The sequence below is a fragment of the Vibrio sp. A8-1 genome (assembly GCF_013048685.1).
Taxonomy (GTDB): domain Bacteria; phylum Pseudomonadota; class Gammaproteobacteria; order Enterobacterales; family Vibrionaceae; genus Vibrio; species Vibrio metschnikovii.
Genome location: NZ_VHTC01000001.1, coordinates 162,914 through 188,574 on the forward strand (window position 1 = coordinate 162,914; position 25,661 = coordinate 188,574).

The 25,661-nt window shown below is 45.9% G+C and carries 22 protein-coding genes; 15 read left to right on the plus strand and 7 right to left on the minus strand.

Translation table 11 applies throughout. From position 1 onward, the window contains the following. Nucleotides 1-19: 19 nt before the first annotated feature. Nucleotides 20-1,306: a malic enzyme-like NAD(P)-binding protein gene (locus FKN93_RS00850; RefSeq protein ID WP_170904276.1), complete on the plus strand. Its 1,287-nt coding sequence runs from the start codon at nt 20-22 to the stop codon at nt 1,304-1,306. A gap of 67 nt (nt 1,307-1,373) precedes the next feature. On the opposite strand, the gene metJ is transcribed toward FKN93_RS00850, so the two are convergent. After that, a complete protein-coding gene (gene metJ / locus FKN93_RS00855) occupies nt 1,374-1,691 on the minus strand; it encodes a met regulon transcriptional regulator MetJ (RefSeq protein ID WP_040903918.1) in 318 nt (105 codons plus the stop codon). 198 nt (nt 1,692-1,889) lie between these two features. On the opposite strand from metJ, the gene FKN93_RS00860 reads away from it, so the two are divergent. The 3 genes from FKN93_RS00860 (at nt 1,890) to metF (ending at nt 6,613) form a co-directional block, all read left to right on the plus strand. Next, a complete protein-coding gene (locus tag FKN93_RS00860; RefSeq protein WP_154169960.1) occupies nt 1,890-3,056 on the plus strand; it encodes an O-succinylhomoserine (thiol)-lyase in 1,167 nt (388 codons plus the stop codon). Further along, the gene (locus FKN93_RS00865; protein WP_158138982.1) at nt 3,056-5,461 is read left to right on the plus strand and encodes a bifunctional aspartate kinase/homoserine dehydrogenase II; all 2,406 of its coding nucleotides are present in this window, start codon (nt 3,056-3,058) and stop codon (nt 5,459-5,461) included. The genes FKN93_RS00860 and FKN93_RS00865 overlap by 1 nt, the downstream gene beginning before the upstream one ends. Before the next feature lie 258 nt (nt 5,462-5,719). Continuing rightward, on the plus strand, nt 5,720-6,613 hold the full coding sequence (gene metF, locus FKN93_RS00870) for a methylenetetrahydrofolate reductase (RefSeq protein WP_154169958.1): 894 nt from the start codon (nt 5,720-5,722) through the stop codon (nt 6,611-6,613). Nucleotides 6,614-6,677: 64 nt separating this feature from the next. Here the strand turns inward: metF and zapB are convergent, their stop codons facing one another. Continuing rightward, nucleotides 6,678-6,920, minus strand: a complete 243-nt coding sequence (zapB, locus tag FKN93_RS00875) for a cell division protein ZapB (RefSeq protein WP_154169956.1) — start codon at nt 6,918-6,920, stop codon at nt 6,678-6,680. Nucleotides 6,921-7,206: 286 nt separating this feature from the next. Between zapB and glpX the strand changes: the two genes are divergently transcribed. After that, complete coding sequence (gene glpX, locus FKN93_RS00880) at nt 7,207-8,214, plus strand: class II fructose-bisphosphatase (protein WP_158138984.1); 1,008 nt, start codon at nt 7,207-7,209, stop codon at nt 8,212-8,214. Between the two features lie 100 nt (nt 8,215-8,314). Here glpX and pfkA read toward each other — a convergent pair whose 3' ends face one another. The 3 genes from pfkA to FKN93_RS00895 all read right to left on the minus strand — a co-directional run bounded on the left by pfkA (nt 8,315) and on the right by FKN93_RS00895 (nt 11,131). Continuing rightward, nucleotides 8,315-9,277, minus strand: coding sequence for a 6-phosphofructokinase (gene pfkA / locus FKN93_RS00885; protein ID WP_004394430.1), 963 nt, complete (start codon nt 9,275-9,277; stop codon nt 8,315-8,317). Between the two features lie 251 nt (nt 9,278-9,528). Next, nucleotides 9,529-10,437, minus strand: coding sequence for a CDF family cation-efflux transporter FieF (gene fieF, locus FKN93_RS00890; RefSeq protein ID WP_154169952.1), 909 nt, complete (start codon nt 10,435-10,437; stop codon nt 9,529-9,531). A gap of 172 nt (nt 10,438-10,609) precedes the next feature. Beyond that, a complete protein-coding gene (locus FKN93_RS00895) occupies nt 10,610-11,131 on the minus strand; it encodes a CpxP family protein (RefSeq protein ID WP_170904277.1) in 522 nt (173 codons plus the stop codon). Between the two features lie 229 nt (nt 11,132-11,360). Between FKN93_RS00895 and FKN93_RS00900 the strand changes: the two genes are divergently transcribed. From FKN93_RS00900 to FKN93_RS00910, 3 genes are all read left to right on the plus strand, one after another. Further along, nucleotides 11,361-12,047: a response regulator gene (locus FKN93_RS00900; protein WP_004394427.1), complete on the plus strand. Its 687-nt coding sequence runs from the start codon at nt 11,361-11,363 to the stop codon at nt 12,045-12,047. Continuing rightward, nucleotides 12,047-13,426: an envelope stress sensor histidine kinase CpxA gene (cpxA, locus tag FKN93_RS00905; RefSeq protein ID WP_158138985.1), complete on the plus strand. Its 1,380-nt coding sequence runs from the start codon at nt 12,047-12,049 to the stop codon at nt 13,424-13,426. Before FKN93_RS00900 ends, cpxA begins: the two co-directional genes overlap by 1 nt. Nucleotides 13,427-13,515: 89 nt before the next feature. Next, on the plus strand, nt 13,516-13,989 hold the full coding sequence (locus FKN93_RS00910; RefSeq protein WP_040903916.1) for a tRNA (cytidine(34)-2'-O)-methyltransferase: 474 nt from the start codon (nt 13,516-13,518) through the stop codon (nt 13,987-13,989). A 359-nt stretch (nt 13,990-14,348) separates the two neighbouring features. Here the strand turns inward: FKN93_RS00910 and FKN93_RS00915 are convergent, their stop codons facing one another. Continuing rightward, nucleotides 14,349-14,561: a cold-shock protein gene (locus FKN93_RS00915; protein ID WP_004394424.1), complete on the minus strand. Its 213-nt coding sequence runs from the start codon at nt 14,559-14,561 to the stop codon at nt 14,349-14,351. A 263-nt stretch (nt 14,562-14,824) separates the two neighbouring features. Continuing rightward, complete coding sequence (locus FKN93_RS00920; RefSeq protein ID WP_040903914.1) at nt 14,825-15,316, minus strand: FxsA family protein; 492 nt, start codon at nt 15,314-15,316, stop codon at nt 14,825-14,827. 517 nt (nt 15,317-15,833) lie between these two features. Between FKN93_RS00920 and aspA the strand changes: the two genes are divergently transcribed. The 7 genes from aspA to FKN93_RS00955 all read left to right on the plus strand — a co-directional run bounded on the left by aspA (nt 15,834) and on the right by FKN93_RS00955 (nt 25,601). Next, the gene (aspA, locus tag FKN93_RS00925; protein WP_004394423.1) at nt 15,834-17,282 is read left to right on the plus strand and encodes an aspartate ammonia-lyase; all 1,449 of its coding nucleotides are present in this window, start codon (nt 15,834-15,836) and stop codon (nt 17,280-17,282) included. Nucleotides 17,283-17,501: 219 nt separating this feature from the next. Next, complete coding sequence (locus FKN93_RS00930) at nt 17,502-18,815, plus strand: anaerobic C4-dicarboxylate transporter (protein ID WP_154169948.1); 1,314 nt, start codon at nt 17,502-17,504, stop codon at nt 18,813-18,815. Nucleotides 18,816-19,311: 496 nt separating this feature from the next. After that, nucleotides 19,312-20,757: a YfcC family protein gene (locus tag FKN93_RS00935; RefSeq protein ID WP_158144618.1), complete on the plus strand. Its 1,446-nt coding sequence runs from the start codon at nt 19,312-19,314 to the stop codon at nt 20,755-20,757. Between the two features lie 830 nt (nt 20,758-21,587). Beyond that, nucleotides 21,588-22,808, plus strand: a complete 1,221-nt coding sequence (arcA, locus tag FKN93_RS00940; RefSeq protein ID WP_004394419.1) for an arginine deiminase — start codon at nt 21,588-21,590, stop codon at nt 22,806-22,808. Nucleotides 22,809-22,868: 60 nt separating this feature from the next. Next, nucleotides 22,869-23,783, plus strand: a complete 915-nt coding sequence (arcC, locus tag FKN93_RS00945) for a carbamate kinase (protein ID WP_158137459.1) — start codon at nt 22,869-22,871, stop codon at nt 23,781-23,783. 117 nt (nt 23,784-23,900) lie between these two features. Further along, nucleotides 23,901-24,911 (plus strand): ornithine carbamoyltransferase, encoded by a 1,011-nt coding sequence (locus tag FKN93_RS00950; RefSeq protein ID WP_170904278.1) that lies wholly within the window; start codon nt 23,901-23,903, stop codon nt 24,909-24,911. 210 nt (nt 24,912-25,121) lie between these two features. Beyond that, a complete protein-coding gene (locus FKN93_RS00955; RefSeq protein ID WP_004394416.1) occupies nt 25,122-25,601 on the plus strand; it encodes an arginine repressor in 480 nt (159 codons plus the stop codon). Nucleotides 25,602-25,661: the final 60 nt, after the last annotated feature.

Sequence of the window (25,661 nt, forward strand, 5' to 3'; positions counted from 1 at the left end):
TATAAGAGAAGCTCCCCCTATGTCTGATGATCATCGCCAAGACCTCTCGCCACAAGAAGCATTTCGCCAACGCGCTCTTGATTACCATGCACTACCGACTCCAGGTAAAATTGGCATTGCCTTAACCAAGCCGGCAGATTCAGCCAGTGACCTTGCGCTTGCCTATAGCCCAGGCGTGGCAGAACCGGTACGTGAAATCGCCCAACAACCTGATAACGTGTACAAGTACACCGCCAAAGGCAATACGGTTGCCGTCATTTCGAATGGCACCGCAATTCTTGGTTTAGGTAATCTTGGTCCGATGGCATCAAAGCCGGTAATGGAAGGTAAAGCGCTACTCTTTAAACGCTTTGCTGGTCTTGATTCGATCGACATCGAAGTCAAACATCGCACTATCGATGAGTTTGTCGATACCGTTGCCAACATCGCCGACACCTTTGGCGGGATCAATTTAGAAGATATTAAAGCGCCAGATTGCTTTGAAATTGAACGCCGCCTCATCGAGCGCTGTGATATCCCTGTCTTCCATGATGATCAACACGGCACCGCGATTGTGACGGCCGCTGGAATGCTCAACGCGATTGAACTGCAAGGCAAACAACTCAATGAATGTATTATTGTTTGTCTGGGTGCGGGCGCCGCAGCGGTCGCTTGTATGGAACTGTTGATTAAATGCGGGGCGATGCGTGAAAAAATTTACATGCTGGATCGCCAAGGCGTCATTCATACCCGCCGTGATGATTTAAACGAATACAAGCAATTGTTTGCCAACAATACCGATAAGCGCACTTTGGAAGATGTAATTGCCGGTGCCGATTTATTCCTTGGGGTTTCTGGCCCGAATTTATTACCACCAGAAGCCCTAGCATTAATGGCCGATAAACCCGTTGTTTTTGCTTGCTCCAACCCCGATCCGGAAATTAAACCTAAATTGGCTCATCAGGTGAGAAACGATTTAATCCTCGGTACTGGGCGCAGCGATTACCCTAACCAAGTGAATAATGTGCTGTGTTTCCCATTTATTTTCCGTGGTGCATTGGACGTTCGCGCCAGCGAAATTAATGATGCAATGAAACTTGCCGCTGTCGATGCAATTCGTCAATTAGCCAAAGAGCCGATCCCAAGTGAAGTACTCAAAGCGGCTGGGGTTGAAAAGCTTAGCTATGGTACTGATTATATTATTCCAAAACCAATGGACCCACGCTTACTACCACGAGTCGCCAAAGCGGTCGCTCAAGCCGCCGTCGAGTCAGGTGTTGCCCGTATCGACATGCCAGAAAATTATATGGCAGAAAATAGTCGTTAATGATGACCTTATAGCGACCCTTGATCTAAAAAAACCTAGCGTAGCTAGGTTTTTTTATGGGCATCATTCAGTCATCGTACGCTTCAAACTCAATACCCATTGCGGTCATCAAGGCTTTAGCTTCACTTGGAATATCATCCGGCCTGTCTTTACGTAAATCCTCATCGGTCGGTAAAGGTTGACCTGTATACGCATGCAGAAAAGCTTCACACAATAATTCACTGTTGGTAGCGTGACGTAAATTGTTGATTTGTCGGCGAGTTCTTTCATCAGTAAGCACTTTGAGTACCTTCAACGGAATGGATACCGTGATTTTTTTTACCTGCTCACTCTTTTTACCATGCTCCGCGTAGGGGCTAATATAATCGCCATTCCAGTCTGCCATTGCGCACCTTCGTTGTGTGAATTTGAGTCTACTAATTAAAGTCCCTAATTTTAGCGGGATTTACTGCCATAAGCAAAGACATATAGACATCTAGATGTGTTGACGTCTTCTTTTTTGATCAGTAAAGTGTGACTCTATTGACGATGAGATCCCCTCTGCCGTTAGCCCATTTATTGTAGATTCAGAAAGGAAGCCACTATGACCACTCGCCAACCCGCCACCATTGCGGTTCGCACAGGAATAGAATCGGACAGCCAATATCATGCGGTGGTACCACCGATCTATCTATCGACTAACTTTGGTTTTCCTGCCTTCGGTGAAGTGCCTACCTATGATTACACCCGCTCTGGTAACCCAAACCGTAGCTTACTGGAGCAAACCCTAGCGGATCTCGAAGGGGGGCAAGCGGCGATTGTCACCAACTGTGGAACCTCAGCTATCAATCTGTGGATTTCGACCTTTTTGTCTCCTCAAGAGTGGATTGTTGCTCCTCATGACTGTTATGGCGGTACCTATCGACTGCTCAACTCACGAGCGAAAAAAGGCGATTTCAAAGTCTTGTTTATTGATCAATCCGATCCGACTGCGGTGAGTGAGGCGTTAACGCTCAAGCCCAAACTGCTGCTGATCGAAACCCCTTCTAACCCTTTAGTACGAGTGGTCGATATTCAGCAGCTCTGCCAACAAGCCAAAGCAGCTAATACATTGGTTGCGGTAGACAATACGTTTTTAACTCCTATTTATCAGCAACCTATCGCCTTAGGGGCGGATTTTGTCATTCACTCCACCACCAAGTATCTCAATGGGCATTCTGATGTGATTGGTGGGGTCATCATCAGCCGAGCAGCGGAACACGGTGAGCAGTTGGCGTGGTGGGGAAATTGCCTTGGTTCAACCGGCACACCGTTTGATAGTTATATGACCTTGCGTGGCTTACGAACTTTATCAGCCCGGATGCGCGTTCACGAAGAGAGCGCACAACAAGTACTCGCTTACCTACAAACTCAACCTCTGGTTGGGCAAATTTATCACCCTAGCTTGGTCAGCCATCCCGGCCATGAGATTGCGAAACAACAGCAAAGTGGCTTTGGTGCCATGCTCAGTTTTGAATTTGCAGGCACCTTTGAACAACTCAAACACTTTGTCGGTGCATTAGGTCTGTTTTCGCTAGCGGAATCGTTAGGTGGCGTCGAAAGCTTAATTTGCCACCCAGCCTCAATGACTCATCGAGCTATGGGGGAGATTGCCCTTGCCGAAGCTGGCGTCGGCCAACAACTGCTGCGCCTCTCTGTCGGATTGGAAGCGGCTTGCGATCTGATTGCTGACCTTGAACAAGCCTTCCATCAAGCACAGGAAAAAAATTAATGAAGCAGCAGTTACATAAATTTGGCGGTAGTAGCCTAGCCGATGGTGATTGCTACCGAAATGTGGTGGATATTTTACAGCAGTATTCGCAGCAGCACGATCTGGTAGTGGTCTCTGCCGCTGGCAAAACCACCAATCAATTGATTGATTTTGTCAGTCACCTTGAAAAAGATAGTCTAACGGCACATCAACAACTGCAAGCTATCCGTCAGTATCAAACTCAACTGATTGAGGAATTACTGAACGGCGATATCGCCGACCATCTTATGAGTCAGCTCAATCAAGAGTGCTCACAACTGGCCGCACTCACCCCGCCACTAAACTACGCCCAACAATCCGCAGTGCTGGCGCATGGTGAGGTATGGTCGGCGCGCTTATTGGCAGCACTACTCAATCAGCAACAATTACCCGCTATTGCACAAGACGCACGTGCTTTCCTACGTGCCGAAACTGGGCCACAACCTGAGGTTGATCGCACTCGTTCCGCGCCTTTACTCAAAGAGATTCTCGCTCAGCACCCGCAGCAGCGCGTCATCATTACTGGCTTCATTGCACAAAATAGCGCAATGGAAACCGTTCTGCTTGGGCGTAATGGCTCCGATTATTCTGCAACCATGATTGGCGCTTTAGCGGACGTTGAACGAGTCACCATTTGGAGTGATGTCGCGGGTGTATATAGTGCGGATCCAAGAGTGGTGGATGACGCTTGTTTATTGCCACTGCTGCGCTTAGATGAAGCCAATGAACTGGCTCGATTGGCAGCTCCCGTGCTGCATAGCCGCACTTTACAGCCGGTCGTACACAGCACCATGGAACTGCATTTACGATCCAGTCACCAGCCAGAATCGGGATCGACACGCATTGAGCGTATTCTCGCCTCTGGGCGAGGAGCAAAAATCATCACCTCTTTGGAGGATGTGCTGCTGATTGAATTGACGTTAGCTGCCGGACAAGATTTCCAACGCCTACAGCACACGGTATTAGCACACCTCAAACGGGCCCAACTGGAGCCATTGGCATTTGAAGTGCAAGCCGATCAGCATCAACTTCGTCTTGCCTATACCCGAGAGATGGCCAGTGATGTATTCAGTTATCTACAGGACTCGGCACTCGCCACAGAGAGTAAACTCAAAGAAGGTTATTCACTATTAGCCGCGGTAGGTGCAGGTGTAACACGTAACGCGCAGCACAATCACGGTTTTTACCAGCAACTGAAAACCTGCCCAGTTGAGTTTATCTGCACAGCGGAATCCGAGCTCAGCTTAGTGGCAGTGTTAAGACAAAATACGTTAACCGAAAGGGTGATTGGCTTACATAAGCAGCTGTTTCAAGCCCAAAAACGCGTGGCCTTAGCGCTCTGTGGTAAAGGTAACATTGGTAGCAGTTGGTTAAAGCTGTTTGCAGAGCAGCAAACCGAATTAGAAAAACGCTACGGCATGCAATTTTCATTAGTCGCGATTATCGATAGCCAAACCTTTTGGTTTGATGAGGCTGGCATCAATCCAAGCCAAGTTGCGGCTCGATATCAAGATGAAGCACAACCCAATGATGGTCAGCGCTGGCTGCAACAGCTCGGTGAACTGCGTAACTATGATGAGGCCATTGTCTTAGACGTAACGGCCAGCGAACATTTAGCGCAGCAATATTTAGCGATGGCGCAGCATGGTTTGCATTTGATCAGTGCCAATAAAGTCGCCGGATCGGCAGAGGGTGAGTACTATCATCAAGTCAAACACGCTTTCAGTAAAATTGGCCGTCATTGGTTATACAATGCTACGGTTGGAGCGGGCCTACCCATTAATCATACTGTACGTGATCTGCGTGAAAGTGGCGATGATATCACCGCTTTATCAGGAATTTTCTCGGGTACACTGTCGTGGCTATTTCAACAATACGACGGCTCGACGCCATTTAGCGAACTGGTTGAGTTAGCTTGGCAACAAGGACTGACGGAACCGGATCCACGCCATGATCTCGATGGTTCCGATGTGATGCGTAAACTGGTTATTCTGGCAAGGGAATCTGGTCTGAACATTGAACCTCAACACGTCAAGGTCGAGTCTTTGGTGCCAGAGGCACTGCGTCACTTATCTTTGGATGATTTTCTTGATCAAAGCCACCTGCTCAATCAAAGTCTTGCTGAGCGCTTAGCTCGCGCCCAAAAAGAACATAAGGTGATCCGTTATGTCGCTCGCTTAGAGAAAAATGGCCAAGCCTCGGTTGGCGTAGAGGCCGTAGAACTCGACCACCCACTGGCTAACTTGCGCCCTTGCGATAATATTTTTGCCATTGAAAGCAAATGGTACCGAGATAACCCTCTGGTCATTCGCGGTCCAGGAGCTGGACGTGAAGTTACCGCTGGCGCCATTCAATCGGATCTGAACCGACTCGCCAGCCTGTTATGAGCGAGCATTAACACACCTTACCTCTGCTTGCCTGCTCCTCATTCAACACGTCTCTCCTTTACAACAGGGAGAGACGCTTCGGCCTCGCTCAATTTCTCTTCAGTTAAATCTGTGAATTTTACTCAGCATCAACATGAAAAACCTTCATACTAGTAATGTTGACATTAAAATCGATTCATTACATTCTGTAGACATATGGACGTCTATACGTAAAGAATGTTGTGTTTGCGTTGTGGTCGTTAGCACAGGGAGAGAAAAATGGGATACACGCACGCCAGTCATATCGACGCTTTAAATCAAAGCATCGCTGAAGTTTCAGATATCAATGTCTCGTTTGAGTTTTTTCCACCGAGTACACCGCAAATGGAAGAAACCTTGTGGAGCTCGGTGCATCGCTTAAAAGAACTCAAACCCAAATTCGTTTCCGTGACCTACGGGGCAAACTCTGGTGAGCGTGATAGAACCCATTCGATCATTAAAGCCATCAAAGATCAAACCGGATTGATCGCGGCACCGCATCTGACCTGTATTGATGCCAGCCGCGAAGAATTAATCACTATCGCCGATGACTACTGGCACAACGGCATTGAAAGTATTGTCGCCCTACGTGGTGATATTCCACCGGGTGGTGGCAAGCCGGAAATGTACGCCGCTGACTTAGTTGCTCTACTCAAATCTCGCCACGATTTTGATATTTCCGTGGCCGCGTTTCCCGAAGTGCATCCAGAAGCGAAAAGTGCCCAAGCCGATCTGCTCAATTTAAAACGTAAAGTCGAAGCGGGAGCCAACCGAGCCATCACTCAGTTCTTTTTTGATATTGAGAGCTATCTACGCTTTCGAGATCGCTGCGTTGCCGCCGGAATCGATGCCGAAATCATTCCCGGTATTTTACCCGTTTCAAACTTTAAACAAGCCGCACGCTTTGCCGCGCAAAACCACGTTAAAGTGCCGCAGTGGATGGCCAAGCAGTTTGCAGGATTAGATGATGATCCGGTCACTCGACAATTAGTTGGGGCGAGTCAGGCTATTGATATGATTAGAGTCCTGAGCCGCGAGGGGGTAAAAGATTTTCACTTCTACACCTTGAACCGCGCCGAAATGACCTACGCGCTTTGTCATACCCTTGGTGTACGCCCGATTGCAGTGGCTTAACCAACGTATATAACAATAACGCCGAACAAAGTTCGGCGTTATTAGCAATCAGCGTAGGTAGAGATTACTCAACCTCTTCCATCTTACCTAACAGGCTACGGATACGCGTTTGCCATGCTGCATGCTCTTGTTCCATTTCTTGGGCTTTTTGCTCAAGCTCTGCACGGCTGGCTTTTAATTCATCCGCTTCTTGCATGAGCTGTTGTTTCTCTTCTTTCAGCTCTTCCACTTCCATTTGCAGTAAGGCGATGGTATCAACCGCAGTTTGAATTTTTGCTTCGAGTTGTTCTAGTACTTCAAAAGACATGTGACTTACCCTTGTTTATTCCGTGATATGAATTCAATTCACTCTATTTAACCATTCTACTCAGCCATGCGCAGAGAAACACTTACTATATTCGATCTTGTTCGCTATTCGGTCAAAAAAACAACGCAATTGACGCTATCTTTACTTCTCTCGCTTAAAGCGCCCTTAAAAGACAAAGTTTTGATCCACTACAAGGCTTGCAACGCTAAATAGCAAACGTTTACTTATGAATGTGCTAGAATCCGCGCAACTTTTTTATCCTCTTTAATTTGTGGTTGGAGTAAGCATGAAACGCGATTTAGCAATGGCTTTTTCTCGGGTAACCGAAGGTGCTGCACTGGCAGGTTACCAATGGCTTGGCCGAGGTGATAAAAACGCGGCTGACGGCGCAGCGGTAGAAGTAATGCGGATTTTATTGAATAAGACAGAAATCAATGGCGAAATTGTTATTGGTGAAGGAGAGATCGATCAAGCTCCGATGCTCTATATCGGGGAACAGGTCGGCTTAGGTGGTGACGATGTCGATATCGCTGTCGATCCCATTGAAGGGACACGAATGACCGCGATGGGGCAATCCAATGCATTAGCGGTATTGGCAGCGGGAGAAAAAGGCAGCTTTCTCAAAGCACCGGACATGTATATGGAAAAACTCGTCGTCGGTCCTGGAGCCAAAGGCTGCATCGATTTAAATAAGCCATTAGCCGATAACTTACAGGCCATCGCCACCGCACTGGATAAAGCGTTACACCAACTGACGGTAGTGACTCTGGCGAAGCCGCGTCATGATGCCGTGATACGCGAGATGCAGCAACTGGGTGTACGGGTCTTTGCGGTGCCGGATGGCGATGTGGCCGCATCGATTCTTACTTGCATGCCAGATAGCGAAGTTGATGCTATGTACTGTATTGGGGGTGCTCCTGAAGGGGTGATTTCTGCCGCGGCGATTCGGGCCTTGGATGGCGATATGCAAGGTCGCTTATTAGCGCGCCATCAAGTCAAAGGCGATAGTGAGGATAATCGTATTTGGGGAGCCAAAGAGTTGGCTCGCTGTGCCCAAATGGGCGTACAAGCTAACCAAGTACTGGCACTCCATGATATGGCACGCAGTGATAATGTCATTTTCTCGGCGACGGGGATCACCAAAGGCGATTTATTGGAAGGCATTAGCCGACAAGGTAATATCGCGACGACCGAGACGCTGTTGATCCGTGGCCGCTGCCGAACCATCCGACGGATTAAATCCATCCATTACTTAGAGCGTAAAGATAGCGATGTGTTACCGATGATCCTTTAAGGCATGGTACTCGATTCAACGTTACGAAGAAAAAAGACCGCAATGCGGTCTTTTTTGATTGGTGATTGTTTTCTTCACTCAGGTTGAATAACCCGCGTTCTTAAAATAACTCTTCAGCCACTTTGTACAAATCTTGGCGCACCGGACGCTTCATGGTTTCAATCGCTTCAATGATATCATGATGAACCAGTTCTTCTTTTTGGATACCAACGCAACGACCACCATGTCCTTCTAGCAACATATGCACCGCATAGTTACCCATGCGTGAAGCTAAAATACGGTCAAATGCGGTTGGTCGACCACCACGTTGAATATGCCCCAGTACTGTTGCACGAGTTTCACGGCCGGTTGATTTCTCAATCTCTTTTGCCAACTGGTTGGCGTCGGTCATCAGTTCCGTTAACGCAATGATCGCGTGTTTTTTACCTTTTTTGATCCCGTCTTGGATATTAGAAATCAGTTGCTGCATATCCAGACCCGTTTCCGGCGTAATGATGTACTCACAGCCACCAGCAATCGCTGACATCAGGGTTAAATCACCACAGTGACGGCCCATGATTTCCACAATGGAAATACGCTGATGTGAAGAAGACGTATCACGCAAACGGTCGATCGCATCGATAACGGTATTAATCGCCGATAAATAACCGATGGTGTAATCAGTACCCGCAATATCGTTATCGATCGTGCCTGGTAAACCAATGCAAGGGAAGCCCATTTCGGTGAGCTTTTTCGCGCCCATGTAAGAACCATCACCACCGATCACAACTAAAGCATCAATATTGTGCTGCTTTAAATTCTCAATCGCTTTTAAACGCACTTCTTCATTACGAAACTCAGGGAAACGCGCTGAACCTAAAAAGGTACCGCCTTTGTTGATCACATCAGAGACGCTGTAGCGATCCAGTTGCTTAATGTTCCCTTCATAGAGTCCAAGATAACCATCATAGATACCATAGACACCTAAACCTTCACCTAATGCAGTACGAACAACGCCACGAATCGCTGCGTTCATGCCGGGCGCATCACCACCACTTGTCAAAACACCGATATTTTTAATCATGCTCACCCTCGATTTTTTGAGAATTCAAAACTCATTTTTAGTTGTGCTCATTCAGACAAAACAAGCAACAAAATTGTGCGTTATGTTACCTCGCCCTATAAGGAATACTACTGTTATTTGAGCGTTTTTTTGTAACTTTATTACTTATGTAAGAGTATTACAGCTTTATCCTATCGCTTCGTTGATTCATATCAGGATACTGTTTTTTAATTAAACTGACTGAAATATAGTCAAGTTGAGCGCACTTTGCCTTACCACGTCGATAATTTTTGTTTACGTTCCACATTAAACACTACGGAGTAAGGATCTTGGTGAATAATCACATCCGCACCGGGAAATAGGTGGCGTAGTTTTTCTTCAACTTGATCAGAAATGCGATGGGCTTCAATCAGCGGAATATGATCATCTAATTCGAGATGCAATTGAATGAATCTTACCGGCCCCGCCATGCGCGTTCGCAATTGATGAACCCCTAACACACCATTGACCGACAAACAGGCGGCCCGAATCTGTGCCAGCTCGTCATCAGGGAGTTTTCTATCCAGCAGCGTTTGCACCGCCTGATAAGCCATGCCAATCGCACTGTATAAAATGTACAAGCCTATCCCAATAGCAAAAATCGCATCGGCTTGTTTAAAACCCAACCAACTCAAACCCAGAGCCAAAATAATCGCCGCATTCATGTATAAATCGGTTTGGTAATGCAAAGAATCGGCGGCAATTGCTTGGCTGTTGGTTTTTTTGACCACATAACGCTGAAACGAGACTAAAGCAAAGGTCACCAATAAGGCAAACACGCTGACATAAATCCCGTATTCTGGCGATTGAAGTTCGTGAGGACGGAAAAAACGCTCAACGCCATTGAGGAGTAAGAAGCAGGCTGAACCGGAAATAAACATCGCTTGCGCTAAGGCTGCTAAAGATTCGGCCTTACCATGACCAAAGGTATGTTCTCGATCGGCAGGTTGCAGGGCATAACGTATGACAATTAAATTAACCACAGAGGCGGCAATGTCGAGTAAAGAATCCACTACTGAGGCAAGTAGGCTGACCGATCCGGTCACCCACCATGCGGCTATTTTAACGATTAATAGACCACTGGCGACAATGGTGGCGGTCCAGGCAGCGAGTGTTACTAAGCGAGCGTACTCTTGTTTCATTACTTTTAACCATAACGTAATAGACCCATGCACAGGATATAGCGTGGTGCTGAGCGATAAAATGGCCTACCCTTGCTTCGTTATTTTGTAACACAAGGAGTGAAATTAACCACCCTACACCAGCATCTCAATTGCATCAAGTCAGTAAAGTAACACCCGCTGTTGACTTTATTTATCCTCGGCCTTTGTCTTTACTTCCGTGTTTATGCCCACGTGGCTCACCACCCTCTCGATGATGCTTTTCCATACACTCTTGCTGTAAAGTTTGTAGCTGGGTCTTTTGCTCATCGGTTAAAATACTCATCATTTGATGACGTTTTTCGAGCATGTTTATTCGGCGTTCAACCTGTTTATCCACCATCTGTTTAGCCAGCTCGTTAGCCGCGGCGCGATCAAAATCAGCAGAGAGCACTAACGCTCGCTCTTGTTCACGCAAGGTACTCATTTCATCACGCGAGCCACGACCACGCTGATCTTGCATGGCTTGGCGATGTTCTTCGCGCAAGGCTTTTAGCTGGCTCTGCTGTTCTGTGGTTAAGTTCAGTTGACTGACGATACCTTTTTCGCTGTGTAAGCCGCATCGTTGCTGTTGATGCTCCGCGTGCTTACCCTTTCCATAAGCCAGTACACTGGCACTACCGATAGCCAAAGGTAAGGCGACTGCAGCGAGAATCATTGTCTTGGTCATATTCATCATTATTTCCTCTCTCAATAGTTATCGTTGACAAGCTTAGCGTTCCAAGCTTGTTACGATGGGAGAGCTGCACAAGCAGCGCTTAATCAAACAATACAAGTTGACGAGTAAAGTGGCGTGTAGAGAGCGTAAAGAATCGTAAATAGTCACTAATAGCCCATTATCCAAACCGATTTCGCAGTAAACTATCCTCATTGACTAGGAAAGTAATATCGGTAACGAGGCACCAATGGCACATATTCTTCTGATTGACGATGACACCGAACTCACCAATCTACTTAAAGAAGTCCTCAGTTATGAGGGATTTGATGTCTCTGAAGCCAATGACGGTCAATCGGGGTTGGCGGCGCTTAACGATGAGATTGATCTGATTCTATTGGATGTCATGATGCCTAAACTCAATGGCATGGAAACCTTGAAGAGACTGCGTGAAAACTGGACAACCCCAGTACTGATGCTAACCGCAAAAGGCGAAGAGATTGATCGCGTAATTGGTCTCGAATTAGGGGCCGATGATTACCTTCCCAAACCATTTAGTGATCGTGAATTACTCGCCAGAATTCGAGCCATTTTACGCCGCACACAGCATCAATCCGTACATAAACCGTCGGATGTGATTGAGTGTCAAGACATACAAGTTTACCCAGGCAAACAAGAAGCCTATTGCCAAGGGCAACTCCTCGACCTAACCACTACCGAGTTTGCTCTATTAGGCCATTTTGCCCAAAATCCAGGGGAAACCCTCACCAAAGAGATGCTCAGCCTCGATGTATTAGGTAAACGACTGGCCGCTTTCGATCGAGCCATTGATATGCATGTCTCGAATTTACGCAAAAAATTACCCGAACGGGTCGATGGCAAGCCTCGAATTAAAACCTTACGTGGCCGTGGCTACTTAATGGTGGCGGAAGAGTAATGCGCTTACCTAAATTCAATAGCCTGTATGGCCGTATCTTTGCCATTTTCTGGCTAACCATGCTACTGGTGGTGATTGCGGTGCTATCTTTACCACATCTCGATCCGCGTAAATCACGCGATCTTCCATCTGAAAGCTTGCAAAGAATGCTCGACTATCAGCAACTTTTGGAAAAACGTTTCATCCAACAAAATAACCTTTCGCGGATCATTACCGAACTAGAATCAGGCAGTCACCATAGTTCGCGGCCGCGTTTTTTTGTTACCGATCAAGAGGGCAATATCCTCACCACGAAACGGCATGAAAATTTTCAATTAAAGGCATTAAAAAACTTTACCACCAGTATTGAGTCGGTTGATAAACCGCAACAACGTTTGTATGGTCGTTATATGATTTCTGGCCCAGTCTCAATTCGATTGGCTGATCAGGATCTATTATTATTCATGGGCATGCGTTGGGATCAGCCGCCACCATTTCTACTGAGATTATTTGATAAACCGCTGCATCTACTGTTGTCGGTTATGTTAGTCAGCACTCCTTTGTTGCTATGGCTCGCTTGGGCATTGAGTCAACCCGCTCAGCGGCTCGCGCTCGCCGCTCAACGTGTTGCTCGGGGCGAGTTTATCGTCGACCCTGAACTGGAAAAAGGCACTACAGAATTTCGTCAAGCCGGACGTAGTTTTAATCGCATGGTACAGGCGGTTAACCAGATGATCTCCGGCCAACAGCGCTTATTATCAGACATCTCCCATGAATTACGCTCACCGCTGACTCGCCTAAGAATGGCCAATGCCTTAGCCAGCCGTAAGCAAGGAGAGAGTAAAGAATTAGAAAGAATCGATACCGAAGCCCAACGTTTAGAACGTATGATCAGTGAGCTGCTTGAACTGTCTCGCATGCAGACCAATAGTCATTTAAGTCGCGAAATACAGCCGTTGTCTAGCTTATGGGAAGCGTTGCTCGATGATGCACAGTTTGAGGCCGAGCAAATGCAAAAACAACTGCTCCTCGACCCGATTCCTGATCAATACATTTCTGGTAATCCACAATTATTGATGAGTGCGTTAGAAAATGTCGTCCGCAATGCAATTAACTATAGTCAGGATCGGATTCAAGTTAGCTTTCGTTGTGTGGCACAACAAATCATCATCACCGTTGAAGATGATGGACCTGGCGTTCCGGACAGCGAGCTGAATGAAATATTTCGACCATTTTACCGAGTATCAACCGCAAGAGACAGAGACAGCGGAGGAACGGGGCTCGGGTTAGCAATCACGGAAAGTGCCATTCGTCAGCATAGTGGTCAGGTTAGCGCGAGCCGAAGTGATCTTGGCGGCTTAAAAGTGCAAATCACCTTACCGATTCAACGGGATCAATGAGCGATGACGGTAAACCCATTCGATAAGATAAACATCTAAGCTTCGGTGCAGTATACTGATGCGCTCTATTGATAAGGAACCGTTCGACCATGTTTGACATCGCCCTCTATGAACCTGAAATCGCCCCTAATACGGGGAATATTATTCGCTTATCCGCTAATTGCGGCGCGAACTTACATTTAATAGAACCTTTAGGGTTTGATTTTGAGGAGAAAAAACTGCGCAGAGCCGGTTTAGATTATCATGACCTCACCCGAGTCACTCGCCATCAAAATTATCAAGCCTTTCTCGACTACTTAACGGCTCGTGGTGAATTTCGACTCTTTGCCTGCACCACAAAAACCACAGGACATCATGTTGATGCACAGTTTCAAGTTGGGGACGTATTACTGTTTGGCCCAGAAACGCGCGGCTTACCCGCCGACCTGATCCATAGCTTACCGATGAATCAACGCATTCGTATTCCAATGATGCCCAATGCTCGCAGTCTAAACTTATCCAATGCGGTAGCCATCATTGCCTTTGAAGCTTGGCGTCAATTGGGTTTTTCGGGAGCTCAATAAGCTACCCACCGAGTATTTAAGGAGAGGCGATCGATATTAACGCGTTTTCCATGCGTAATCTGAGATGATCAATCCGCCTCAACCTTAAGTGATACTAAAGGTGAGGTATGCTCACGATTCCGACAGCCAGAAACTACAAACCGACACTTTTGCAAACAAGCGATACGAAGAGCAGAGCAGAGCAGAGTAGAGCAGAGCAGATAGCTTTAGACATAGACTGGATCGACAATAGACACTGACGCAGGAGAGAACAATCACGACCAAGCCATGAAAAGATCAATGACAGCCATTAAAAAAAATGACAGACAGCAAAAAGGCCGCCTAGGCGACCTTTAAATATTCTGATGAGTATCAGTAAATTATAGAGTTACAACTTGAGCAGCTTGTAAACCTTTTTGGCCGTTTTCAACGACGAATGATACTTTTTGACCTTCGATAAGAGTTTTGAAACCCTCAGAAGCGATTGCGTTGAAGTGTACAAACACATCCGCGCCGCCGTTGTCTTGAGATAGGAAACCAAAACCTTTAGTTTCGTTGAACCACTTTACTGTACCAGTTGCTTTGTTAGACATAATTTGTCCCTTATATAGAATTCATTGGATTACTGCGCAAATGCGCAAGGTGCTGAAGCATGAATTATTTAATGTAGCTAATCATGTAAGGGAAATATTAGGATAACAACTTTTACGATGGGATTCTAAGAATTTACTTTTACTTTTGATTTTCATTAATAACTCTTAACTATAGAGCCAGATAACTATAAGGGTTTCCTTCTCATTAAGCAAACGTTTTATTCAAAAATAACCAAATAAAATCGAATCTCCAGACAGATCAATCAATTGAGTCGATTCGAGTCGTCCCGCGGATGATCCTTTTGTTCTTTATACTCATACTCACCATCAAACGTCTCCCCCTCGGCGTTCGGTCGAGATTGTGATGATTGATGGGAAAACGAGTCAGGACCACTCATGGTATTCACAACCAAATAGCCCATTAAGTAATGAGCCAAACGCGCCCTTGGAATAGGCAGCAAAACGAGCATGCCTATTCCATCTGTAATAAATCCAGGCGTCAGTAATAAAACACCGGCGACAGCTAACAACATACCTTCGATGATTTGCTGTGCCGGCACTTCACCCCGTTGAAGGCGCTGCTGGACGGACAGAAACGTCAAGACACCTTGACTACGCACCAGTATCGCCCCAACCAAAGCTGTAAATAGGATTAAAGCAAGCGTTGGCCATAAGCCTAACAAACCACCGAGCTGAATCAGCACCGCAATTTCAATGATTGGCAAAGCAATAAATAAACATAATAAAATAAGCAACCTAGCTTCTCCTTAACTGAGCCCGACTTTACCTGACTGCACTGCTCAGCCGTTTGTTGATGAGCCAATGGGAATCCTCGTTCACCACTGAACGTTTTTCAAATTAACGTGATGGCCACGGAACTGCAACCTTGTTAGGTCATCAGCCGGTCATTTCTCATCACCCATCAGACTATTCTAACCATCTATGGTTGATGAATCATACGATTACGAGGTTCACCCAACACCACTCTCGATTAGGCCAACAAACATTCCATAAAATAATTCTTATTTTCAATATCTTAACTTTCTATTAAACCAATTCACTCAAACCGTGAGATCTTAGCTAAAGATCCTAAACCTCTCCGGAGTTATGCACCGGAAAGGTGATCCAGTTCCTATTTTTTATCTACTGGTCAAGTATGATTAGCGAAGAAGTCAGGACAGATTTTCCCAGCCAACCATTCTGGTGAACGGATTCTTAAGACAGAGATGGCTAAGTGTGACTAATCAGAACAATTATCTTAAGGATCCTGTGATGGCTACCCTATCTGAAACCCCTATTACGAACCAAGCAACCCGCATCGAAGAAGACCTGCTCGGCGAACGCCATGTTCCTGCTGATGCTTATTATGGTATCCATACCCTGCGGGCGATAGAAAACTTCAATATTTCTAATGTTACGATCTCAGATGTCCCTGAATTTGTTCGTGGCATGGTCATGACCAAAAAAGCGGCCACGCTCGCTAATAAAGAGCAAGGCGTGATCCCTAAAGATGTCGCTAACTATATTATTCAAGCGTGTGATCTGATTTTGGAAACCGGCAAGTGTATGGATCAATTCCCTTCCGACGTTTTCCAAGGTGGCGCAGGCACTTCAGTCAATATGAACACCAATGAAGTGATTGCTAACGTAGCCCTTGAACTGATGGGTAAAGAAAAAGGTCAATACCAATTTATTAACCCCAATGATCACGTTAATAAAAGTCAATCCACCAACTGTGCGTATCCAACCGGATTCCGAATCGCCGTTTACAACAGCATTCTCAAACTGATTGAATCGATTGAGTACATCAAAGGCGCTTTTGAACTTAAAGCCGTTGAGTTTAAACAGATTCTCAAAATGGGGCGTACTCAGCTCCAAGACGCCGTACCGATGACCGTTGGTCAAGAGTTCCATGCGTGGGCCGTGACGCTGAACGAAGAGATCCGCGCTCTGCAATACACCTCTAAGTTATTATTAGAAGTTAACCTTGGTGCGACGGCCATCGGCACCGGTTTAAACACCGCTCCAGGCTATCAAGCATTAGCAATAAAATATTTAGGCGAAGTCACTGGCCTAGAAGTGGTACCTGCTGAAGACTTAATTGAAGCAACGTCCGACTGCGGTGCTTACGTAATGACTCATGGCGCGCTGAAACGCTTAGCAATGAAGCTTTCGAAAATCTGTAACGATTTGCGCTTGCTCTCTTCTGGCCCTCGTGCGGGTTTCAATGAACTGAACTTACCTGAATTACAAGCGGGTTCATCGATCATGCCGGCCAAAGTTAACCCGGTTATCCCTGAAGTGGTTAACCAAGTGTGCTTTAAAGTCTTCGGTAATGACAACACCATTACTTATGCCGCTGAAGCGGGTCAATTACAGCTTAACGTAATGGAGCCAGTGATTGCTCAAGCGATGTTTGAGTCTATCTCCTTGCTTTCTAACGCGTGCGTTAACCTGCGTGATAAGTGTGTCGATGGCATTACGGTCAACAAAGAGGTTTGTGAAGGCTATGTGTTTAACTCGATCGGCATCGTCACTTACCTTAACCCTTACATCGGCCACCATGAAGGTGACATCGTTGGTAAAATCTGTGCCGAAACGGGCAAAAGCGTCCGTGAGGTCGTACTGGAGCGTGGCTTGCTCACTGAAGAAGAGTTGGACGATATTTTCTCAGTCGACAACTTGATGTACCCTAAATACAAGGCAAAACGTTACGAGTAATTCGATTTACTCTACAAGAAGGCTCTGATTCAGAGCCTTCTTGGTTTTTGCCAGATGGAAAGTCGCCAAAACTTATTCTAAATCATGGTAATTAATTAAAAGCGTTGGCTACCTTCCATTGATACTAAAAAATAAGATAAACCTATGAATTCACAGCCTTGCGTTAGCTTAACACTGGGCGGTAAAGCGGATTTTCCCATAATCTTTTAGGAGTATAAGATGTTCATAATTGAGTTCCTTATCGTATTAGGATGTATCCTAATCGGGGCAAGGATTGGTGGTATCGGACTGGGTGTCATGGGGGGGATTGGTCTTGCCATTCTCAGTTTTGTGTTTGGTATGCGTCCAACCAGTCCACCGATTGATGTGATGCTGATGATCATGGCGGTGGTGGCAGCGGCGGCTTCCATGCAAGCCGCCGGCGGCTTAGATTACTTAATCAAAATCGCCAGTAACATCTTGCGCAAAAATCCTCGTCATATCACTTTCATCGCCCCATTAGTCACTTACTTTTTTACCATGATGGCTGGAACTGGACACGTAGCCTACTCGGTATTACCCGTGATCGCAGAAGTCAGTCGTCGTAGTGGTATTCGCCCAGAGCGTCCGCTTGGTATGGCAGTCATCGCATCACAGTTTGCGATTGTGGCTAGCCCTATCGCGGCCGCCGTCGTGGCATTAGTGGCCTTCTTAGAACCGCAAGGGATCACCTTGGGTAACGTATTGATCGTCACCATTCCAAGTACTTTCCTTGGCCTTGCCTGTGCTTGTATTTTTGTCAATAAAATCGGTAAAGAGCTGAAAGACGATCCAGAATATCAACGTCGTCTACAAGACCCTGAGTTCCGTGCAGAAATGGAACAAGAGATGAAAGTGGAAGATATTCAAATCACACCACAGGCCAAAACATCGGTTTCTCTGTTCCTATTTGGTGCGATTATCGTGGTCTTTATGGGCGCGATTCCTAGCTTGCGTCCGCACTTTGATGGCTCACCAATGGGCATGGCACATACGATTGAAATCGTGATGCTATCCATTGCAGCCCTGATCATCCTGATTTGTAAACCGGACGGCAATACCATTACTCAAGGCTCTGTATTCCATGCCGGGATGCGCGCAATCGTGGCCATTTTTGGTATCGCTTGGCTAGGTGATACCTTCATCGCGGGTCACGGCGATATGGTGAAAGAAGCGGTATCTGGTCTGGTTGAAGTTGCGCCATGGACCTTTGCTTTTGCCCTATTTGGACTATCGGTGATGGTCAATAGCCAAGGAGCCACCACAGCAGTATTGGTACCGGTTGCGATTACCTTAGGCTTACCACCTGCAATCATCATTGCGGTGTTCGTCGCGGTTAACGGATATTTCTTTATTCCGAACTACGGCCCGATCATTGCGTCGATTGACTTTGACCGCACAGGGACAACGCGGATCGGTAAGTACATCTTTAACCACAGCTTTATGCTGCCGGGTTTATTGAGCATGATCTTCAGTATCGGTTTTGGTTTAGTCTTAGCGAATATTTTCCTCTAATTTTCATACTAACCATCATCAAAGGGAGCTCAGGCTCCCTTATTATTTTTGATATAAATCAAACAAACTTCGATTAATTCAACTGTTCATACCCATTATCAAAAGTGCATAATATTTCTTCCTGAACGTTCTAAATAATCAATCCTGTAGCGCAAGCTTACTGTTTAGGCACAACTGACCAAGATGAGTCTAAAAAGAGAGTAGTCTTTGAGAATATTATTTCATTATTCATAAACAAATACCCTAAAACAAATAATCAACGTTCTCTCGCCTTTTATATCTAAGAATATTATGTGAAGCAAAGCCAAGATAATAAAACTTACTATCTTTAAAATAAAACCCATTAAAGCATCCGTCTAAAAACCTCACTCAACATTTTAATATCATATATTTCATTTAATTCACTGATTAATAAAAGCCATGCTGTTTGATTAAAAAGTGAATATTAGCCACCAAGCACATTTAGGCCAGATTATCTAAATGTAAGGAGAACGCTATGACAAGCCAAACTTTACCAACGGACCATAAGAAAGGCTTTTTTGCTAACTTAAAGTTTCCCTCTGCCTATACCATTTTATTTTTACTGATTGCCTTTGTGGCATTACTCACGTGGATAGTCCCTGCTGGTCAATATGAACGAACCATGAATGCCGAGCTCGGTAAAGAAGTGCCGATTGCGGGCACTTATGCTCCAACCGAAGGTAATCCACAGGGTGTGATTGATGTACTTCTCGCTCCCATTGATGGTTTTTATGATCATACGACTTACGAAGCGGCGGCAATTGATGTTTCGTTATTTATCCTCATCATCGGCGGTTTTCTTGGCTTGGTGACTAAAACTGGAGCGATTGACGCAGGTATTGAACGAGTCACCTCGCGCTTACAAGGGCGAGAGGAATTAATGATCCCCATCCTGATGGCACTCTTTGCCGCGGGAGGCACCATCTACGGCATGGCAGAAGAGTCACTCCCCTTCTATACCCTATTAGTGCCAGTGATGATGGCAGCTCGTTTTGACCCAGTAGTCGCAGCGGCAACCGTATTACTAGGGGCTGGCATTGGTACTTTAGGTTCCACCATTAACCCCTTCGCGACCGTGATTGCCGCCAACGCAGCGGGGATTCCTTTTACCGACGGTATTTTCCTGCGTCTTGCAATTTTATTAGTCGGCTGGATCATCTGTGTCATGTACGTGATGCGCTATGCGAAAATGGTTCGCGCCGATCAAAGTAAGTCGATTGTTTACGATAAATATGAAGAAAACCAAGCACACTTTTTAGGTAACCGTAGCGGAGAAAGCTTAGTTTTTACTACCACTCGCAAAATTATTTTAGCCATTTTTGCCCTCTCCTTTGCCGTGATGATTTACGGTGTATCCGTTGCGGGCTGGTGGATGGCCGAAATATCGGCGATGTTCTTGGGTTCAACGATTCTGATTGGTCTTGTAGCCAGAATGAGCGAAGAAGAATTCACCACTAGCTTTATTGATGGTGCGCGTGATTTGCTTGGCGTCGCGTTAATCATCGGGATTGCGCGTGGTATTGTCGTGGTGATGGACCGGGGCATGATCACTGATACGATACTCAATTCAGCTGAGCATATCGTGACTGGATTATCGTCAGTGATGTTTATTAACGTGATGTACTGGCTAGAGATTTTATTGTCGTTCTTAGTGCCATCGTCTTCTGGTCTAGCCGTGTTAACCATGCCAATCATGGCGCCACTGGCCGATTTTGCCGGCGTCAGTCGCGATCTGGTAGTGACGGCATACCAATCTGCATCTGGGATAGTTAACCTCGTTACACCAACGTCTGCAGTGGTTATGGGGGGCTTAGCCATTGCCCGCGTCCCTTATGTACGCTGGATAAAATGGGTCGCGCCATTACTGGGAATTTTGTGTGTATTGATTATGATTATGCTCAGCATTGGTGTGTTACTTTAAAGGTTCACGTGAACGCCGCTTAATCAACGTCATCCTAGCCATAACAAAACAATAAAATCATTGCTTGATAATATTCTTATTCTGTAAAGCCGCACGCTATCTGGTGCGGCTTTTTGCTTTCCTACTATCCCCTATCGTCATGTTGCCAACAACGATCTGACTTGCGATTAATTATACCCTTCCTATTTGAAGCTGCAGCGGTGTTGGCTACGTCCGTTCACCCCAATCACATAGTTTGCCTATGCTTATGGGGATTCACTCACTTGCCACCTACCTGCAATTTCAACTCGTTTGGGTATAGTTTTATTTATCAAACCATGAATTAAATTAATCCATTAATTCTAGACTCCCGTAAATCACCAGCAATTTACAATTGTTCTAGATCAATCTTTCCTCGCTTATTTTGTTAACATTAGGGAAAATAAAACCATAAAAACCGTTACCTAATCCCGAATAGTGAATAAATTCGCCACTCTAATACCACCCAACACTTTTATGGTTTGCATAATATTTCCAAATCAAATGCTATCAGACTGAAAACTGGCTGATGAACAATAATAAAAAGCATTTTATTCCATAAAAAACCATTAAAAAACCGCCGATTTAAACGTTATCAAATGAATAATATTTGTTAATAACTCATCTAAAATGGCAAATTAATATAAAAAGTAAACTGTGAGCCACATCCAAGAAAGAACATCCACACAAGGTAATATAAAACACAGAACAAAGAGATGAATTTAAATATAAATTTCAATCTCCCTCATACACCCTACAAAATAATTATACCTTTAGTTAATTAAGGTATACAAAATAAGAGAGATACGATTATGAGTAAGTTATACGTAGGTTCTGAAGTAGGTCAATTACGCCGCGTTTTAATTCATCGTCCACGACGTGCATTAACTCATTTAACCCCCTCTAACTGTCACGACTTATTATTTGATGATGTGTTAGATATTGAACGTGCAGGTAAAGAGCACGATATTTTTGCACAAACCCTCCGCGATCAAGGTGTTGAGGTTTTGCTGCTAACGAATTTGCTTGCCGAAACCCTCGATGTCAGTGAAGCCAAAGAGTGGTTGTTGCATACGCAAATCTCAGATAATCGTTTTGGACCAACGTTTGCCAACGATGTTCGCTGCTTCCTTAATGATTTACCGCATATTGAATTAGCTAAAATCCTAACCGGTGGCTTGTCTTACGGCCAGTTCCCGATGCAATCATCGTCTATCTTACAATCGATGCATAAAGCCGATGATTTCATTATTAAACCACTACCTAACCATTTATTTACTCGCGATACCTCGTGCTGGGTATACGGTGGCGTCTCCATTAACCCGATGGCGAAAGTCGCTCGTCAGCGTGAAACTAACCATCTCAGAGCAATCTATCGCTGGCACCCAACCTTCGCTGGCCAAGACTTCATCAAATATTTCGGTGATGAACAACGCAACTACGATAAGTCTACCATCGAAGGCGGCGACGTTTTAGTCATCGGACGCGGCGCGGTGTTAATCGGCATGTCAGAGCGCACTACGCCACAAGGGGTGGAACAACTGGCTTCAGCACTGTTTAAACACGGTCAAGCCAAACAAGTGATTGCCCTTGAGTTACCTCAAGAACGCTCTTGTATGCATCTCGATACCGTCATGACTCACATGCGTGAAGATACCTTCTCTGTCTATCCAAATGTGATTCCAGATGATGTGAAATGTTGGAGCTTAACCGGCGATGCTTCTGGCAAAGTTAAAGCCACTCAACAAGCCTCTTACATTCATACCATCGAGCGCGCACTGGGTGTTGATAAGTTACAAATGATCACCACCGGCGGCGATAGCTTCGAAGCAGAACGCGAGCAATGGAACGACGCCAACAACGTACTAACGGTTCGCCCAGGCGTCGTTATTGGTTATGAGCGCAATACTTACACCAATGAGAAATACGATAAAGCAGGCATCACCGTGCTGCCTATCCCAGGTGATGAATTAGGCCGTGGCCGTGGTGGCGCTCGCTGCATGAGCTGCCCTATTGAACGTGATGACATCTAAGTTAGGGCGAGTGATATGGAAGGAGATTTCTCCTTCCATCCATCAACGAGAGAAATGACCATGACAAAACAAACTGTTGTCGTCGCCTTAGGAGGCAATGCCTTACTTCGTCGCGGCGAGCCATTAGAAGCGGATGTTCAACGCCACAATATTCAGATTGCCGCGCAAGCCATCGCGAAAGTGGCCGAGCACTACAATGTGGTACTGGTGCACGGTAATGGCCCACAAGTCGGATTATTAGCATTACAAGGGCTAGAGTACAAAAAAGTTAACCCGTATCCACTTGACGTATTGGGCAGTGAAACTCAAGGCATGATTGGTTATATGCTGATGCAAGAGTTTAAAAACCTACTTCCAGAACGCAACGTGACTTGTATGTTGACTCAAATGACCGTTGATGCCAATGACCCTGCGTTTGCCAATCCAACCAAACCGATTGGCCCGGTTTATCAAGCCGAAGAAGCGCGAGCTTTGGCAGAAAAATACCATTGGACAGTAAAACCTGATGGCCAGTATTTCCGCCGTGTGGTGCCAAGCCCACTACCAACGGGGATTGTAGAACATCAAGCCATCAATACCTTGATTGCCGATGGCCATTTAGTGATTTGTACTGGCGGTGGCGGCATTCCAGTTAAGTACCAGCAAGGTAAATTAGTGGGCGTTGAAGCGGTGATCGATAAAGACATGTCAGCCGCCTTTCTCGCCAAACAAATTGGCGCCGATGCATTGCTTATTTTAACCGATGCCGATGCGGTTTATCTCGACTGGGGAACCCCAACTCAACATGCTTTGCGTCAAGCAACGCCAAGTGAATTAGCGGCTTATCAATTTGACGAAGGGTCTATGGGACCGAAAATTCAAGCTTCCTGTGAATTTATTAAACAAGGTGGCCGTCTGGTAGGCATTGGAGCTCTGGAAGACGCGGTAGCCATTTTAGAAGGTCAAGCGGGGACCAATATCATTCGTGACCATTAAATACTAGGTTTCAGGCTGGATGACAACCTCCCACCAATCTAGGTTGTCACCACGTCAATCAGCGAAATACTCAGCGCTCGCGCACATCATGCTAGCGCCTAAAACGAGGATAACATCATGGCTTTTAATTTACGTAACCGTAACTTCCTAAAACTGCTTGATTTCACACCAAGAGAGATCCAGCATCTATTAGATTTATCGATTGAGCTGAAAAAAGCCAAATACAATGGCTATGAACAGCCTCGCCTGAAAGGCAAAAATATTGCCTTAATTTTCGAAAAAACCTCGACCCGCACTCGCTGCGCCTTTGAAGTCGCGGCTTTTGATCAAGGCGCGCAAGTCTCCTACCTTGGCCCTTCTGGCTCACAGATTGGCCACAAAGAATCGATGAAAGACACCGCTCGCGTACTAGGTCGGATGTATGATGGGATTGAGTACCGTGGTTTTGGCCAAGAGATTGTCGAAGAACTCGGCCAATACGCTGGCGTTCCGGTATGGAATGGCCTAACCGATGAGTTCCACCCAACGCAAATTCTTGCTGACTTTATGACCATGCTCGAACACGGCCGTGGTAAAGCACTGCATCAAATCAAATTTGCTTATTTAGGCGATGCGCGCAATAACATGGGTAACTCGTTAATGGTCGGCGCTGCGAAAATGGGCATGGACATTCGCCTCGTCGCGCCAAAAGCATTCTGGCCAACAGAATCACTGGTTGCTACTTGCCGCGCAATTGCTGAAGAAACGGGAGCAAAAATCACCCTAACTGAAGATGTGCAAGAAGGCGTCATGGGTTGTGATTTCCTCTACACCGATGTTTGGGTCTCGATGGGCGAAGCCAAAGAAGCGTGGGCCGAGCGCATCCAGTTAATGCTGCCTTATCAAGTCAATATGGACATGCTTAAAGCCACAGGTAATCCGCATGTCAAATTCATGCACTGTTTACCGGCATTCCACGGTGAAGATACCACCGTCGGCAAAGAGTTGGCTCAGACTTACCCAGAGCTAAAACAAGGGGTTGAAGTCACCAATGAAGTGATCGAATCTGAACATTCGATTGTGTTTGACGAAGCAGAAAACCGGATGCACACCATTAAAGCGGTGATGGTAGCCACCCTCGGTGACTGATCGATAACCCGTTATCTTCCTCTCACCACATCACGAGCCGAAGTCCGGCTCGTGATTTTCTCTACTTGATTGTTTATCCCTTTAAACAACTAACTAATCATCATAATGCAGTTTTTTATTTGGTGATCTGCCGCAATAAGCCGTAAATCAATAAGTGATATGCTCAACTCCAGAATGATGTTTGCTTAATCGTTAAACGAGGGCACGACCGTGAACCGAACCATCCCTGACATTGATGCTGATGAACGCTCATTAACCGCGGCCTGCAAGAGGCTGCTACAACAGCAAAGCTTCGCCAATCAACATGAATTACGCGAGCGCTTAGTTGAACTGGGGTTTGAAGGCGTAAGCCAATCAACCGTATCACGCTTACTTTCTCAGCTTGGTGTAGTCAAAATCCGTAATGCTTGTGGCAAAAAAGTTTATTGCATCACGGTAGAAACCGCGCCAGTACGCGTTGAATCTTCCATTGCTTCACAAATAGAGTTTATTACTCACAACCAATCCGTCGTGGTGGTCAAGACCCATCCGGGCAGCGCTCAGTTAGTTGCTCGTTTGGTTGATATCGATCCGCACAGCGAAATCATTGGTACCGTGGGCGGTAATGATACCGTACTCGTGATTCCGCGCGACGCCAATCGTGTCGAAGCCTGTGAGCGGATTGTCAAAAGTCGCTTAGGGGTGGCTTAAGCCCAGCGCTGCACTGTATCTTCCAACCCGTTGTCTATATAGTAAAGCCAATCGTGTTTT